The 14,934-nt window shown below is 70.2% G+C and carries 11 protein-coding genes, 2 tRNA genes, 2 pseudogenes and 1 riboswitch; of the genes and pseudogenes, 11 read left to right on the forward strand and 4 right to left on the reverse strand.

Translation table 11 applies throughout. The features are described 5' to 3' along the window. Window positions 1-115 precede the first annotated feature (115 nt). The 3 genes from ACFQ7F_RS40790 to ACFQ7F_RS40800 all read left to right on the forward strand — a co-directional run bounded on the left by ACFQ7F_RS40790 (window position 116) and on the right by ACFQ7F_RS40800 (window position 5,084). The gene (locus ACFQ7F_RS40790) at window positions 116-3,268 is read left to right on the forward strand and encodes an FG-GAP repeat domain-containing protein (RefSeq protein WP_383282829.1); all 3,153 of its coding nucleotides are present in this window, start codon (window positions 116-118) and stop codon (window positions 3,266-3,268) included. 70 nt (window positions 3,269-3,338) lie between these two features. After that, the gene (locus ACFQ7F_RS40795; RefSeq protein ID WP_383282832.1) at window positions 3,339-4,901 is read left to right on the forward strand and encodes an amino acid permease; all 1,563 of its coding nucleotides are present in this window, start codon (window positions 3,339-3,341) and stop codon (window positions 4,899-4,901) included. A gap of 110 nt (window positions 4,902-5,011) precedes the next feature. Beyond that, window positions 5,012-5,084, forward strand: a tRNA-Lys gene (locus ACFQ7F_RS40800). A gap of 101 nt (window positions 5,085-5,185) precedes the next feature. On the opposite strand, the gene ACFQ7F_RS40805 is transcribed toward ACFQ7F_RS40800, so the two are convergent. Both ACFQ7F_RS40805 and ACFQ7F_RS40810 read right to left on the reverse strand, forming a co-directional pair. Then, window positions 5,186-5,335 carry a hypothetical protein gene (locus ACFQ7F_RS40805; protein ID WP_383282859.1) on the reverse strand — a complete coding sequence of 50 codons (150 nt, stop codon included), beginning with the start codon at window positions 5,333-5,335 and terminating at the stop codon, window positions 5,186-5,188. 289 nt (window positions 5,336-5,624) lie between these two features. Then, on the reverse strand, window positions 5,625-5,885 hold the full coding sequence (locus ACFQ7F_RS40810) for a hypothetical protein (protein WP_383282835.1): 261 nt from the start codon (window positions 5,883-5,885) through the stop codon (window positions 5,625-5,627). A gap of 131 nt (window positions 5,886-6,016) precedes the next feature. Here ACFQ7F_RS40810 and ACFQ7F_RS40815 point away from each other — a divergent pair, with 131 nt between their 5' ends. The 8 genes and pseudogenes from ACFQ7F_RS40815 (at window position 6,017) to ACFQ7F_RS40850 (ending at window position 12,485) form a co-directional block, all read left to right on the forward strand. Then, complete coding sequence (locus ACFQ7F_RS40815) at window positions 6,017-7,240, forward strand: alginate lyase family protein (RefSeq protein WP_383282838.1); 1,224 nt, start codon at window positions 6,017-6,019, stop codon at window positions 7,238-7,240. An 87-nt stretch (window positions 7,241-7,327) separates the two neighbouring features. Next, window positions 7,328-7,401, forward strand: a tRNA-Met gene (locus ACFQ7F_RS40820). Between the two features lie 91 nt (window positions 7,402-7,492). Beyond that, entirely contained in the window at window positions 7,493-7,861 is a 369-nt protein-coding gene (locus ACFQ7F_RS40825; protein ID WP_383282841.1) for a hypothetical protein, read from the forward strand. 146 nt (window positions 7,862-8,007) lie between these two features. Then, window positions 8,008-8,181, forward strand: a pseudogene (locus ACFQ7F_RS40830) (pyridoxal-5'-phosphate-dependent protein subunit beta); the annotation flags it as partial. A 22-nt stretch (window positions 8,182-8,203) separates the two neighbouring features. Beyond that, window positions 8,204-8,458 (forward strand): annotated as a pseudogene (locus ACFQ7F_RS40835) (MFS transporter); the annotation flags it as partial. A gap of 170 nt (window positions 8,459-8,628) precedes the next feature. Next, complete coding sequence (locus ACFQ7F_RS40840) at window positions 8,629-9,885, forward strand: PP2C family protein-serine/threonine phosphatase (RefSeq protein ID WP_383282856.1); 1,257 nt, start codon at window positions 8,629-8,631, stop codon at window positions 9,883-9,885. A 221-nt stretch (window positions 9,886-10,106) separates the two neighbouring features. Further along, a riboswitch (cyclic di-AMP (ydaO/yuaA leader) is annotated at window positions 10,107-10,253 on the forward strand. A gap of 11 nt (window positions 10,254-10,264) precedes the next feature. Then, on the forward strand, window positions 10,265-11,356 hold the full coding sequence (locus tag ACFQ7F_RS40845) for a M23 family metallopeptidase (RefSeq protein WP_383282844.1): 1,092 nt from the start codon (window positions 10,265-10,267) through the stop codon (window positions 11,354-11,356). A gap of 184 nt (window positions 11,357-11,540) precedes the next feature. Beyond that, complete coding sequence (locus tag ACFQ7F_RS40850) at window positions 11,541-12,485, forward strand: aldo/keto reductase (RefSeq protein ID WP_383282847.1); 945 nt, start codon at window positions 11,541-11,543, stop codon at window positions 12,483-12,485. Here ACFQ7F_RS40850 and ACFQ7F_RS40855 read toward each other — a convergent pair. Together ACFQ7F_RS40855 and trmB are read right to left on the reverse strand one after the other, a co-directional pair. Beyond that, on the reverse strand, window positions 12,482-13,828 hold the full coding sequence (locus tag ACFQ7F_RS40855) for a PrsW family intramembrane metalloprotease (RefSeq protein ID WP_383282850.1): 1,347 nt from the start codon (window positions 13,826-13,828) through the stop codon (window positions 12,482-12,484). The two genes, ACFQ7F_RS40850 and ACFQ7F_RS40855, sit on opposite strands and share 4 nt — an antisense overlap. Before the next feature lie 188 nt (window positions 13,829-14,016). Next, window positions 14,017-14,793: a tRNA (guanosine(46)-N7)-methyltransferase TrmB gene (trmB, locus tag ACFQ7F_RS40860; protein WP_383282853.1), complete on the reverse strand. Its 777-nt coding sequence runs from the start codon at window positions 14,791-14,793 to the stop codon at window positions 14,017-14,019. Window positions 14,794-14,934 lie beyond the last annotated feature (141 nt).

A 14,934-nucleotide genomic window follows, 5' to 3' on the forward strand; every position in this document is an offset into this window, starting at 1 on the left:
CGACGAATACGTCGTGCGGGCCCTTCGGCGTATCGAGGTCGATGCCCGCTGTTACCTTCAGGCTTGATCGGAAGGACGGTCCGGTGGGGAGCCGGACCGAAAGGGAGGGGACCCCGTGGTTCGTCATGCTTTTGTACGTGATCATCGAGCGAGACGCATCGGCATAGCCGTAGCCGTCTCCGTAGCCGTCGCGGCAGGGCTCAGCCCGCTGCTGCCTTCGGCCTCCGCCGCGCCGGCAGCCGCCGAGTCCGTGGTGCCCGCAGCCCAGCGCACCAGCGATCTGGCCGCTTCTCTGTACAGCGTGGAGCAGCTCAAGGGAGCGGATGGAGCAGGCGGCAAGGGCGTCTTCCACCGCATGGAGAGCGTGGATGACCCCAGGGGGACACGTCTCGTCTGGACGCGTTACGCGGACGGGAAGACTTTCCCCGTGCCCGAGGCCATGACGTCGCTCGCCGCCGACCCCACAGGAAGCGACACCCTCGCCAGGCGGCCCGGCGACGGCACGGTCGAGCTGTGGGACGCGGTGGAGCGTACGACGCGCACGCTGCGGCAGGCGGAAGGACAGACCTACCTGGTGACCTACGGTTCCACGGTCGTCACCAACATGAAGACGACCGCCGACGACGGGACCAGCGTCAACACCCTGCATCTGCTGGCCCCGGAAGCGGACGGTGCGACGCGTGACGTGACCGTGCACGGGCTGCCCACGGGTGCTGTGGTCGGTGCGCCGCTGGGCGGCGACGCGTCGTCCGTGTTCTTCCTTGGCAAGGTGGACGGGACCACCCGGGTCATCGATGCCGACGCCAGGACCGGCCGGGTCAGGAGCTGGTCGACGGCCTTGCCCGCCGGCTACACGCTGGCGGCCACGTCCTCCGACCGCGTGGCGATGTACAACCGCTCGGCCGCGGACGTCCTGGTCCTCGACCGCGCCGACCTGTCCGCCGCTCCTGTGCGCTCCCGCCTCGACGGCGGCGCCGTCCAGCCGCGCGAGGACCTCGCGGTGGTCGGCGACTGGCTGGTGTACCGCCCCCGTACCGGCAGCGCCGCCGGTACGGTGAAGGCGACGCCGATCGCGGGTGGTGACCCGGTGACGCTCGTCGCGAAGATGAACCGCCCCGGCATCTCGGCAGGACCGGGCGGCACGGCGGTCGTCATAGGCCCGGCCGACGGACAGCAGGCCATCCAGCGCATCGCCGCCGACAGCACCGGACGGCCGGTCGTCGCCGTCGCCAAGCCGCTGCCCAGGCCGAAGGCCGAGATCCGCGGAGTGGCGCTCGCCCAAGGCAAGTTGCTGGTCACCGACACATCGAGCGGCCTACGCGACGACTACGCCCGCACGGTCGACGCCCTGCCTTCCGGCGAAACCCCGCGCTTCGGCGAGCGCTCCGAGTTCACGCCGGGGGCGAACGTGCTGATCGGCAGCGACTGCCCGGCGAAGGACGTCGTCTGCTCCCAGATCCACGGCACCGACGACGGCCGTATGGCCTGGCTGGAGCACCAGCAGACGGACGACTTGATCCGGGTGTACGGACCGGGCACGGAGGCCGAGAACAGGATCACGGTCCCGAAGGGCGGGACCATCACCGACATCTCCGGCAAGTACGTGATCCACACGACGGACGACAAGCAGAACGTCCACCGTGTCGGCAGCAACGCGTCGCCCGCGTTGACCCGCGCTCCCGGCGCCGCGGCCCTCTGGGGCGACCTCCTGTGGACACCGGGCAGCGCTCCGGGCACGCTCACGGGCTATGACCTGACGGCGAAGAAAACGGTCCACGAGGTCTCCACCGGAGCCAGCTGCGACCCTGCCGAGCTGCAGGCCCTGGGGCGCTGGCTGTACTGGAGCTGCGGCTCCGACGGTCCTGCGGGGGTGTACGACCGTACGGAGAAGAAGGCGTTCTCCGTTCCCGGGGGCGAGGCGCTGCTCGGCGACGGCTATGTGGTCACCCACGACAAGCAGGCCGGGAAGCTCGCGCTGACCACCGTCGCGGGCGGTACGACGGCCACCCGCGACATCGGAGAGCTGCCCGACACGGGCGTCTCCCAGCGCCATGTGCGCTGGACCGTCGACAAGTCCGGCAGCAATGTCGCCTACGTCGACGCTCAGGAGCGCGTGCACCTCGTGCCGTCAGGCCTGCCGACGCAGCCGCTGACGCTGATGGGCCCGGCCGATGATGCCGCGACGGTCCGCGCGACGGCGCGGGACGCCGAGCCGGACACGCTCACCACGCTGCTGCTCTCCAAGCCCGCGGCGGACTGGAAGCTGACCGTCCGTGCCCGGAGCACCGGCGCGGTCGTGGACACGGCCGACGGCGGCGCCACCGGGGGTGCACTGGCCGTGGGTTGGCACGGAGCGGACCTCTCGGCCGCGGGCGACAAGTTCTTCCCCAACGGCAGGTACGACTGGACGCTGGCCGTGCGCCCCGCGGACGGATCGGGAGCGCCTCTGGAGGCGCGGGGCACGGTCGCGCTGAGCGCGGCGGGCGCCGTGCGCCACGATCACGTGGGAGATTTCGCCGAGCCCGACGGGACCGGTGATCTGCTCACCCTCAACTCCTCGGGCACCCTGACCTTCCAGCAGGGGGACGGGAAGGGCGCGTTCGCGGGGAAGTCGCCGGCGAGCGGCTGGTCCACGAAGACGCTCGCCGTGCCCTTCGGCGACCTGAACAAGGACCGCTGCAACGACGTCCTGATCCGTATGACCGACGGCTCCCTGCGCGGATACCGGCCGGAGTGCGGCCAGCCGCTCGCACCGTCGGCGCCGTACACCAAGCTCGGCACCGGCTGGAACGCGTACGACGTGCTCACGTCGCCCGGCGATCTGACCGGTGACGGCCGCGCCGACCTCCTCGCCCGCAAGGCTTCGAGCGGCGACATCCTCGTCTTCGCGGCCAAGAGCGACGGCACGCTGGCGGCCGGGAAGAAGATCCGTTCCGCCTGGACGACGTACACGAAGATCGTCGGAGCCGGTGACCTGAACGGCGACGGGATCGGCGACGTCCTTGCCCGGCGCGAGGACGGGACGCTGTACCGGTACGAGGGCAAGGGCGACGGCACGCTCAAGGACCGGTCCACGGTCTTCACCGGCTGGGGCGCCTCGTACAACGCCCTGGTCGGCGTCGGCGACATCACCGGTGACGGCAAGGCCGACCTGGTCGTGCGCGACACGTCCGGGAACCTCTACCGCAACGACGGCAAGGGGACCGGCTCGTTCACCGGGCGGACGAAGATCGCAACCGGCTGGAGCGGCTACAAGGGCCTTTACTAGCACTTGAGTTGAGCGCCTTTTGGCCAACGGCGGCGCATGTCGTGCCCCCGGCGAGGGAATCGCTGGGGGCATGACAAGTGACCCCGGAGAGCGGAAGCAGTCACCACCACCCGTAACCACTGCCGGCTCCGACGAGGAACGCCTCGCCCAGCTCGGCTACACCCAGGTCCTGGCCCGCCGGATGTCCGCGTTCTCCAACTACGCGGTCTCGTTCACGATCATCTCGGTCCTGTCCGGCTGTCTCACCATGTACCTCTTCGGCATGAACACCGGCGGCCCCGCCCTGATCACCTGGGGCTGGGTCGGGGTCGGCCTCATGACGCTGTTCGTCGGGCTCGCGATGGCGGAGATCTGTTCCGCCTACCCGACATCGGCCGGGCTCTACTTCTGGGCGCACCGCCTCGCGCCCACCCGCACCGCTGCCGCCTGGGCGTGGTTCACGGGCTGGTTCAACGTGCTCGGGCAGGTCGCCGTCACCGCGGGGATCGACTTCGGTGCGGCCTCGTTCCTGGGCGCGTACCTGAATCTGCAGTTCGACTTCCAGGTCACAGAGGGCCGTACGATCCTGCTCTTCGCCGCGATCCTCGTGCTCCACGGCCTGCTCAACACCTTCGGCGTGCGCATCGTCGGTCTTCTCAACAGCGTCAGCGTCTGGTGGCACGTCTTTGGGGTCGCCGTCATCGTCGGCGCCCTCGCCTTCTCGCCGGACTCGCACCAGTCGGCGTCCTTCGTCTTCACCGAGTTCGTCAACAACACGGGGTGGGGCAGCGGGCTCTACGTGGCCCTCATCGGGCTGCTCATGGCCCAGTACACCTTCACCGGCTACGACGCCTCCGCGCACATGACCGAGGAGACGCACGACGCGTCCACCGCCGGGCCCAAGGGCATCGTCCGCTCCATCTGGACGTCCTGGATCGCCGGCTTCGTGCTGCTCCTGGGCTTCACCTTCGCCATCCAGTCGTACGACGGCGCCCGCGAATCGGCGACGGGGGCACCGCCCGCCCAGATCCTTCTGGACGCGCTCGGCGCGACCACGGGCAAGCTGCTCCTGCTTGTCGTCATCGGCGCGCAGCTGTTCTGCGGCATGGCGTCCGTGACCGCCAACTCCCGGATGATCTACGCCTTCTCGCGGGACGGAGCGCTGCCGTTCTCGCACATCTGGCACTCGGTCAACCCGCGTACGCGCACACCCGTCGCGGCGGTCTGGCTCGCGGCCATCGGCGCGCTCGTCCTCGGCCTGCCCTACCTGATCAACGTCACGGCATACGCGGCGGTGACGTCGATCGCCGTCATCGGCCTCTACATCGCCTACGTCATCCCGACCCTGCTCCGGCTGCGCAAGGGCGAGGAATTCGAGCGCGGGCCCTGGCACTTGGGCCGCTGGTCACGCCCGATCGGCATCGTGGCGGTGGCCTGGGTCGGCGTGATCACGGTCCTCTTCATGCTGCCGCAGGTCTCGCCGATCACCTGGAAGACCTTCAACTACGCCCCGATCGCGGTCCTGGCCGTCCTCGGCTTCGCCTCGACCTGGTGGCTCGCATCGGCCAGGCACTGGTTCCTCAACCCGGACCACGAGCGCACGGCGGCCCGCGAGGCGGCCCGGCGCGGGGCCCCGGATCCGGCCGATCCCTGACCGCGCCGTGGCCGTCCGCGGCCCGTCGCGGAACGCGCGACGGGCCAAGGAGGCGATACCCGATCGGACGGCGCGGCCTGTCCGGCTATGCTCGGGGGGTGCGTCCGCACGGACCGTTAGCTCAATTGGCAGAGCAGTGGACTTTTAATCCATTGGTTGTGGGTTCGAGTCCCACACGGTCTACCGAACAATCAGCCCCTGACCTGCGGCGGAAGCCGGAGGGCAGGGGCTGATCTGTTTCTAGTGATCGTTTGCTGGCCCGGTGCTGGCCCGAGTGGAAACGGTCAAGAGGTCTCCGCGTCATCCGGGGTCGGCCCGGCACCCAGACTCGGCGCGCAGTGGGCCTGGACCGCGTAACCGCCGGTCAGGACAAGCGGATAGGGGGAACCAAGAGCGAGGACGTCCTTGAGCAGCTGGGCGTGCAGCTCTGGCATGGGCGGCTTCTTCACGCGGCGGCAGCTCGCCCTGTGGCCGTACGCAGCTCGGGGAACGCGTCCTCCCAGACATCGCGCACCGTGTTGCCGATGAGGGTCCGAAGGCGAGCGCGGCCGGCAGACGCCGCACGAACTTGATCCGGATCGGGGATTGATACGGGGCATCTTCATGCGCAAAGAGGGCACACCGACCTCCTGCAGGCCTTCGACGATGTACTCGGTCTACGACTCAGGCCCAGGTCAGGAAGGTTCTGACCTGGGCCTGCCGCGCGATGGGGGCGGGTGGCGCTCAGTGCAGCGGCGGCAGGGCCCTCGCCGCGTGATCGATGACGTTGCCGTTCGCGCAATTGTTCTCGGGGTTGCTCACCCAGTCGCCGAGCACCGGCACGACCGCGACTTCCTGCAGGCACACGGCCGCTGCCGTGAAGTTCCAGTTGTTCGCGGCGTCGGTGCCGTCACTGAAGTCGCTTTCGGCATCGGCGTGCGCGGGAGCGGCGAGGGCGAGACTGCCGAGGACGAGCAGTCCGGCGAGCGTGGTGATCTTCTTCATGGGCTGACAACGAAGATCGCGTAGATACGTCACCCGCGGCAGCCCCTCGCCCGAACGGCCCCGCCGCGCCTGCGCCCCCGCTCCCCTCGGGTGACGCTGGGCCTGCCAGGTGGCCGATCCGGAGGTACAGCATGGGTTCCCGACCAGGTTCCGTACGACGGGCTCTCGTGATGGTGCTCGTGCCGTTGCTGGTCGGCGTCTCGGCGGCCTGCGGAGGGACAGGGAGCGGCAGCGGCGGGGCGACCGAGCGGGCGCGCTCCGCCGAGCAGGGCTTCGAGCACCCCGGAGTGCTCGTCAGCAAGGCGCAGCTGAAGCGCGTGCGCGCCCATGTCGAGGCGCGCGAGCAGCCCTGGCTGACGGCGTTCGAGCGGATGCGGGACAGCAAGTACGGCGCGGCCGACTACAAGGCCAAGCCGTACGCCGTCGTCGAGTGCCCGCCCGACACCCGCCCCGGACAGGGTTGCGTCGAGGAGCGCGAGGACGCCATCGCCGCGTACACCCAGGCCCTGCTCTGGAACATCACCGGCGAGCGCACGCACGCCGAGAAGGCCGTGCAGATCATGGACGCCTGGTCGGGGGTGATCACCCGGCACACGGAGGCCAACGCGGGCCTCCAGACGGCCTGGGCGGCCTCCTCGTGGGCGCGCGCGGCCGAAGCCGTGCGCTACACCTACGACGGCTGGAGCGACGGCGAACTCCTGCGTTTCGAGCGGATGCTGCGCAACGCCTACCTGCCCCAAGTGCGCGAGGGAGCAGCCGATTTCAACGGTAACTGGGATCTCCTGATGGCCGACGCGACCATCAGCATGGCGGTCTTCCTCGACGACCACGAGTCCTTCGAGAAAGCGGTCACGCATTTCAGGACCCGCGTGCCCGCCTACTTCTATCTGAAGTCGGACGGACCACTGCCCGTCTCGCCCGCGGGCAGCGGCATCAATACCCCGGAGAAGCTCCAGAAGTACTGGTTCGGGCAGAAGACTTTCGCCGACGGGCTTTCCCAGGAGACCTGCCGCAACTTCAAGCACGCCAGCTACTCGCTCGCGGCCACCGCGCACATCGCCGAGACCGCCTGGCATCAGGGCGTGGATCTGTACGGCGAGGTCAAGGAGCGGCTGCGGGCCGCGCTCGAATTCCACGCCAAGTACCAGCTGGGCGCCAAGGCGCCGGGGTGGCTGTGCGGCGGCAAGGTGCGGCGCGACATGGGGCCCGACACCGAGGTCGGTCTCCATCACCTGCGGGATCGGATGAAGCTGGACCTGCCGGAGACGGAGAGGCTCACGCGGAAGCAGCGGCCCGAGGGAACGGACGGTCTGTTCGTGGCCTGGGAGACGCTGACGCACGCCGAGAACGCGTGAGCGGCGGGCTCCGTTCGCCGTGTTCGCCGGTGGTTCTCGGCCGGTTCGCTTTCACTCCCCCTGATGGCGTAGAGTTGCATTCAACGGCGCGGGGTGGAGCAGCTCGGTAGCTCGCTGGGCTCATAACCCAGAGGTCGCAGGTTCAAATCCTGTCCCCGCTACTAAAGACCGAAGGCCCGGATCCATTACTGGATCCGGGCCTTCGGTGTTTTTTGCGTAAGTGTGCGTGCGGTGCGTAGTTTCATGGTCACTATGAGTCGTCTGCGAACCGTGCTGTCGGTGGTGCTGCTCGCCGCCTGTGCGCTGTTCGTCGGCGCGTGCCACGGCCACCACGGTCTCGCCCCTGCGGGAACCAGCGTGGTCGCTCCGGCGCACCACGTCTGTCCGGGGGCTGGGCACGCGGAGCACGCCGGTGCCGGGCGGCAGGCCGTGGGGGCGTCGGCGGAGCGGAAGCGGGGCGAGCGCGGAGGCGGTGGACGGGCGGCGGCGTGGCCGTTCGTGCGGTGGAGCGGGTGGGGAAGCGGTGGGGGGAGCGGGCGCGCGGGGTGCGCGCGGACGCGGGCCGGGCCACCGCTCGCGGGGCAGCGGCTTCTCGTCGCCATCGGGGTGGACCGGAACTGACGGGTGCGCAGTGCGCGCGTTCCGCGGCGCCTGAGGTGCCAGAGGTGCCAGAGGGGCCTGAGGTGCCTGAGGTGTCCGAGGTGTCCGAGGTGCCTGCGGCAGTTTCCCCGTACCGAGTGCCTGAGTACCCGAAGGACATCACGTACATGATCAGCAAGCTTCAGCCCGCGGCGGCCGCCGTGGGGAACACACCCGTGCTCTGGATCGACGAGCCGTCCCCGGACGGCGGGCGCGGCTACTGGGCCAAGCTGGAGGGCTTCAACTTCGGTGGGATCAAGGACCGCGCCGCCCTCCACATGGTCGAACGGGCACGGGTGCGCTGGGGGCATCCCGTGCACATCGTCGGTCGTCGCGCTGTCCGGTGACCGTTGGGTGGCCACGCACTACGGCCTCTACAACACGGTGTGCGGCATCGGCATCACCGCGGGGAACCTCGCGACCGGCGCGCTCCTGGGCGCCACCCGGTCCGCCCCCGCGGTGCTCTGGCTCGGCCTCGCGGCCCTGGGCGCCAGCTGCGCGCTCGCCCTGCGCGGCCTCTCCAGGGCGGGCCGCCTGGCCCCACAGCCGGCCGGGGTGCGGTTCGCCGACAAGCCCTGACCCGGCCTAACCCGGTCGGCCCACACCGGTCGCCCCGCGCCCCCGCTCCGGGAACCCTGGACGAGCGTGGCCATGGATCTGTCCTGGTCGCGGGATTCGGCAGGAGAAGACCGGTGGGGCAGCGAGGAGGAAGCGGCGGGCGAGGCGGCCGAGGGGAGGGGGTGACGGGCATGGGGCCGGGCGAGAGCGAGGGCGAGGGCGCGAGTGCGGGTTCGGGTAAGCCCGCGGGCAGGTCCGTGAGCCGACCTCCCGGCAGGCGGCCGCGCGGGGCTTCCGGCAAGAGCCCCGTCGTCAGACATGAGCGGACGTTCGTGCGGGCCCTTCCGCTGCTGCTCATCGTCGTCGGGATCGTCTACGACATCTCGACCCCGCCCCAATTCACCGCCGCGCCCCTCTTCACCGCCGCCCCGCTCGTCGCCGCACCCTTCTACTCGCTGCTCAGCACCACCCTCATCGGCGCCGGTGCCTCCCTCGCCGTGCTCGGCCTGCACTTCAAGACCAACACCGGCACCGACGTCGATGCCGTCACCGAGGTGTTCACCGTGGTGACCGTCGCCGTGCTCGCCGTCCTCATCAACCGTGTCGTACGCCGCGGCGACGAACAGCTCGCCTCCGCCCGCTCCATCGCCGAGGCCGCCCAGCGCGCCGTACTTCCGCAGCCGGATCCCCGGATCGGCGGGCTCGATGTCGCGGCGCGGTACGAGGCCGCGGAGGCCGACGCGTTCATCGGGGGTGATCTGTACGCCGTCCAGGACACCCCGCACGGCGTACGCGTCATCGTCGGCGACGTACGGGGCAAGGGCATGGGCGCGGTGGCGGCCGTCGCCGTCGTCATCGGGGCGTTCCGGGAGGCCGCCGAGCAGGAGACCACGCTGGAGGCGGTCGCCCAGCGCCTTGAGCGTGCCCTCGCGCGTGAGGGCACGCGGCGCGACGGGCTCGACGACTTCGAAGGATTTACCACCGCCATCCTCGCGGAGATCCCGCACAGCGACGGTCTCGTACGCCTCATCAACCGTGGGCACCCGGGGCCGTTGCTCCTGCGCGGCGACGGGCGGCTGTGCGTGCTGTCCGCGACCGAGCCCGCGCTGCCGCTCGGGATGGGTGAACTGGGCGCCTGGCCGGACCGCGCGGACGAGACGGAGTTCCCGCCGGGGGCGATGCTCCTGCTCCACACCGACGGGCTCTCCGAGGCGCGTGACAGCCGGGGCGAGTTCTACGATCCGGCCGCCCGGCTCGGTGGCCGGATCTTCCCTGGACCCAATGGCCCGGACGTGCTCCTCGCCACGCTCACCGAGGAAGTGCGGCGGCACACCGGGGGCGGGACGACCGACGACATGGCGCTGCTCGCGGTGCGGCGGCCGTTGGCGGCAGGGAGCGATGCGGCGGGGACCGATGCGACAGAGATCGATGTCACGGGCCGTGACTGAAGGACACCACTCCGCATAACAACTGACGTACTGTCAAGGAAATGTGAAGCTCCAGTGTGTGAAGAAGTGGGGTCAACTCGCCCCGTTCCGGCCATCGGTGTCCCGTTAAGTACCGGCCAGATCTGTTAACGATCAACTGGAACAGCTTGGAATACGACCCCGCCGTCTATTAACGTTCGATAACGCAGCGCGGTCGTCCCAACCGACACTCGAGTCGGCTCCGCGCGCACGCGCCTAATCCCGCAAGGGAGCCGGGGAACCACCAATTGGGGTGAATCGGTCATCTGTGCATCCGTGCCAGATGCTCGTAGGAGACCTTCCTGCTCCGAACCCGTCAGCTAACCCGGTAGGCGAGAAGGAAGGAAAGGAGTGCGCCTCCGTGGCGTCCAACCGCCCTGCCCCCCAAGGCGCTTACGTACCGAATGACGACGATTTCGGTGGGTACGACGACAATTCCTGGGAGGAATGGAATCCCACCGAGGAGTCCATCCGTCCCGTCCGCGGCAGGCACCGCGTCCACAAGCGGGGCGGTGGCGGGCTCGCCCGCAGCTCCACGGTTCTCGGCGTAGGCGTCATCGCCGCTGTCGGCGCGGGCGGCATCGCCACCGCGCAGGGCGGCAAGCCCCCGGTCTCCATCGAGATGCCGGACATGTCGGCCGTCACGGACTCGCTGCCGGAGGCCAAGTCCCTCCCGGGCGTGGGGTCTTTGATATCCGACGGCTCCGATTCCTCCGACTCCGCCGCCGCGGAGAACGGCGTCGCGGTGGCCGCCGCGCCGCTGAGTGCCGCCGGGATCAGCACCGCCGACGCCGAGCAGGGCAACACGGACGCGGGCGAGGCGCTGCGGGCCCGCATCATGGAGCAGGCCGAGAACCAGCAGGACCAGGCGGACGACGCGGTCCAGAAGGCGGCCGAAGAAGCCGCCGTCAAGCAGGCAGCCGCACAGGCCGCCGCCAAGCAGACCGCGGCCGAGAAGAAGATCGCCGCCGAGAAGGCCGCCGCGAAGAAGAAGGCCGAGGCGGAGGCCAAGAAGAAGGCCGAGGCGGAGCGCCTGGCCAAGCTCGCGAAGAGCTTCACACTCCCCGTCGCCTCGTACACGCTCACCGGCACCTTCGGTCAGCCCGGCTCCATGTGGTCCTCCGGCTACCACACAGGGCTGGACTTCGCGGCTCCCACGGGCACGCCGATCAAGGCCATCCACTCCGGCACCGTCAAGGAAGCCGGCTGGGCGGGGGCGTACGGCTACCGCACGGTCCTGGAACTCGACGACGGCACCGAGCTGTGGTTCTGCCACCAGTCCTCGATGAGCGTCAGCGTCGGCCAGAAGGTCACCACCGGCGAGGTCATCGGCCGCGTCGGCGCGACCGGCAACGTCACCGGGGCCCACCTCCACCTGGAGGTCCACCCGGGCGGCGACTCCACCGGCGTTGACCCGGCGGCGTGGCTGCGTGGCAAGGGCCAGTCGCTCTGATCCAGTCGCTCTGATCCAGAGGCTGCTTCAGATGCTCTGAAGCAGCCTCTGAAGCAGGCTGTGAAGCAGCCGTTGAACTCCGGCGGTCCTGGCGACAACCCCCCGACGTCAGGGCTGCCGGTTCGGCACGCCCGCTCTCCGAGTTGTGCGGAATGTTGCGGTCCGTATGGGCGTTGAGCACCGTATGACTTCTCTCCGCAAGCTTGGCTCGTCCGACCTCGATGTCTTCCCGCTCGCTCTGGGCGGCAACGTCTTCGGCTGGACGGCCGACGAGGCGCAGTCCTTCTCCGTGCTCGACGCCTACACCGCCGCAGGCGGCAACTTCATCGACACCGCCGACGTCTACTCGGCCTGGGTGCCCGGCAACAAGGGCGGCGAGTCCGAGCACGTCATCGGCGACTGGCTGGCCGCGCGCGGCAACCGTTCCGACGTCGTGCTCGCCACCAAGGTCGGCGCCCACCCCGATTTCAAGGGTCTGTCCGCGAGCACCATCAAGTCCGGTGCCGAGGAGTCGCTGCGCCGTCTGCGCACGGACTACATCGACCTCTTCTACACGCACTACGACGACCCGACCGTCTCCGTCGAGGAGATCATCGGCGCGCTCGACGACCTGGTGAAGTCCGGCAAGGTGCGCGCCATCGCCGCGTCCAACGTGACCGCCGAGCGGCTCCAGGAGTTCCTCGACTTCTCCGACCGCGAGGGCCTCGCGCGCTACTCGGCGCTCCAGCCGCACTACAACCTCGTCTCGCGCGACACGTACGAGGGCCCGCTCGAGCAGGTCGCCTCGCGCTCCGGCCTTGCCGCCGTCCCGTACTACGCGCTCGCCGCCGGCTTCCTGACCGGAAAGTACCGCCCGGGCACGCAGGTCGACAGCGCGCGGGCCGAGGGCGCGGGCAAGCACCTGGAGACCGAGCGGGGCCGACGGGTGCTCGCCGCGCTCGACGAGGTCGCCAAGAACCGCGGCGCCGAGATCGCGACCGTGGCCCTCGCGTGGCTCGCGGCGCAGCCGACGGTGGCGGCGCCGATCGCGTCGGCCCGTACGGTCGAGCAGCTGCCCGCGCTGCTCGCGGTGGGGGAGCTCGAACTGACGGACGCCGAGGTGTCGGCGCTCACGGCGGCTTCCGCCTAGCCGCGGTAGGGGTTGTACGCGGGGTAGGGCATCGCAGGCTGGGCGTACGGATATCCGTAGGGGCTCTGCTGCTGGTACCCGTACGGCTGCGGGTACCCGTAAGGCGGCGGCATCGGTACGAGCACCGGTGCCGTCGCGCGCGCCGCGTAGGCGAGAGCGGGCCGTGCCGCGTCGCGGCGCTCCCACAGCGCGTGCAGCAGCTCCCGCTCCCGTACGACGAAGTCGGCGCCCGCGCGCCCCTTGCGCCCCCGGTGCCGCAGGAGCGCGAGAGAGGTCGCGTACGTCTCGTACTGGCCGACCGTGCGCGCCGCTGCCTTGCCCTGCGTGTACGAGGCGTAGTCGCGGGCGAGGGTGCGGGCACGCATCGTGCCGAGCGCGTACGGCTCGGGCGCGGTGAGCCAGCCCGCGAGCGCGTACGCGGGCAGTTCGGCGCGCACGATGCGCAGGCCGCGCTGCCTGATCCAGATCACCAGCCAGGTGAGCAGGCCGAACGACGGCAGCATGAAGAGCGCGTACACGGCGAAGAATCCGTAGTCCCCGAAGCTCGCCGAGCCGTTCCACAGGGCGTGCAGGCCCATCGCCAGAAGGAGCCCGCAGAGCGGGAGCAGGACGCGGCGCCAGTTCTGCCGGTCGGAGCTGAGCGCGGCGATGCCGAAGCCGATGCCGGTGAGCACGGTGAAGAGCGGGTGCGCGAAGGGCGACATCACGACGCGTACGAAGAAGGTCGCCGCCGTCACTGACGCGAGCCCGGTCCCGCCGTTGAGCTGGTCGGTGCCGAAGGCGCTGCCGAGGTAGAGGATGTTCTCGGTGAACGCGAAGCCGGTGGCGGTCACTCCGGCGATCACCACGCCGTCGACGATGCCGGTGAACTCGCGTCTGCGGAAGAGGAAGACGAGCAGCACGGCCGCGGCTTTCGCGCTCTCCTCGACGATCGGCGCTATGACCGTCGCGCCGAGGGTGTCCGCGCTGGTGGGGTCGGCGGTGGCGGTGGCTATCCAGCGGGTCGCGAAGCTGTTGGCGACGATCGCTATGAGGGCGGCGGCGCAGGCTCCCCAGGCGAAGGCGAAGAGTAAATTCCGCCAGGGGCCGGGCTGGACCCGTTGCAGCCAGCGGAAGGCGGCCACCAGGAGCGGCACGGGCAGCGTCGCGAGGCCGAGCCCGACCAGGAAGCCCTGGGTGCCGGTCTGCTCCCTGACCAGGGCCAGGATGACCAGGCCCGACAGGGCGAGCAGCGTGACCAGGGCGGCCGCGCGTATCGCCCGCCGCTGCCACCAGCGTGCGTGTCGCAGCCCGGCGGGCCCTGCGGGGGGCATCGGGTGCGGGTACGGAGAACGGGTGGCCACCCGTTGACCCTAACGAGGGACGGGGGTGGGCCGCGACGGTGTCTCAGGCCTCGTGGCCGGTATCTCAGGCCCCGTAGGTGATATGTCAGGCGTCCTGGCCGGATGTACGGCGGAACAGCAGGTCATGTACGGCGGAACAGCAGGTCATGTACGGCGGAACAGCAGGTCATGTACGGCGGAACAGCAGGTCATGTACGGCGGAACAGCAGGTCGTGGACCACGTGCCCCTTGTCCAGACCCTGGCCCTCGAATCGGGTGAGGGGGCGGAAGGAGGGGCGGGGCGCGTAGCCGCCGTCGGCCTGGGTGTTCTCGAACGCGGGGTGCGCGGTGAGCACCTCCAGCATCTGCTCGGCGTACGGCTCCCAGTCGGTCGCGCAGTGCAGCACGGCGCCGGGCTTCAGGCGGGGCGCGGCGAGGTCGAGGAAGTCGGGCTGGATGATGCGGCGCTTGTGGTGGCGGGACTTGGGCCAGGGGTCGGGGAAGTAGACGCGGAGGCCGGTGAGGGAGGCGGGCGGGAGCATTTCGCGGAGCAGGATGACGGCGTCGCCGTTCGCGACGCGGATGTTGTCCAGACCGTTGCGCTCGGCGAGGCCGAGGAGGTTTCCCTGGCCCGGTGTGTGCACGTCGACCGCGAGGATGCCGGTGTCCGGATCGTCGCCGGCCATCTGGGCGGTGGCCTCACCCATACCGAACCCGATCTCGAGTACGACGGGTCGCTCACCGCCGAAGAGCTCGGCGAGGTCGAGGGTGCGCTGCCCGTCGATGTCGAGGCCCCACTTGGGCCACAGCCGCTGCAGCGCGTCCGCTTGGCCTGCGGTGACGCGGCTCCTGCGGGGCTGGAAGCTGCGGATCCGGCGCTCGAAGTGGGACCCGGCGGGGTCGGGCGCGGGGCCGTCGGGGAAGCGGGGCTCGCCCTTCGGGCGGGGGGCGTGGGGGTGCTTGGGGGTGGCGTTCGACTCAGACACAGTGGGGGGATTTTATCTGTCCCCAACCCCGCCCCTTCCCTGGAACCCGCTCGGCGCGGGGGCCCTGTGCTTGTACGTGCCGTCATCACCGGCTTCGCCGAGTTCGTCCTCAATCGCCGGACGGGCTGAAAGATTTCAGCC

The sequence above is a fragment of the Streptomyces sp. NPDC056486 genome (genome assembly GCF_042795295.1).
Taxonomy (GTDB): domain Bacteria; phylum Actinomycetota; class Actinomycetes; order Streptomycetales; family Streptomycetaceae; genus Streptomyces.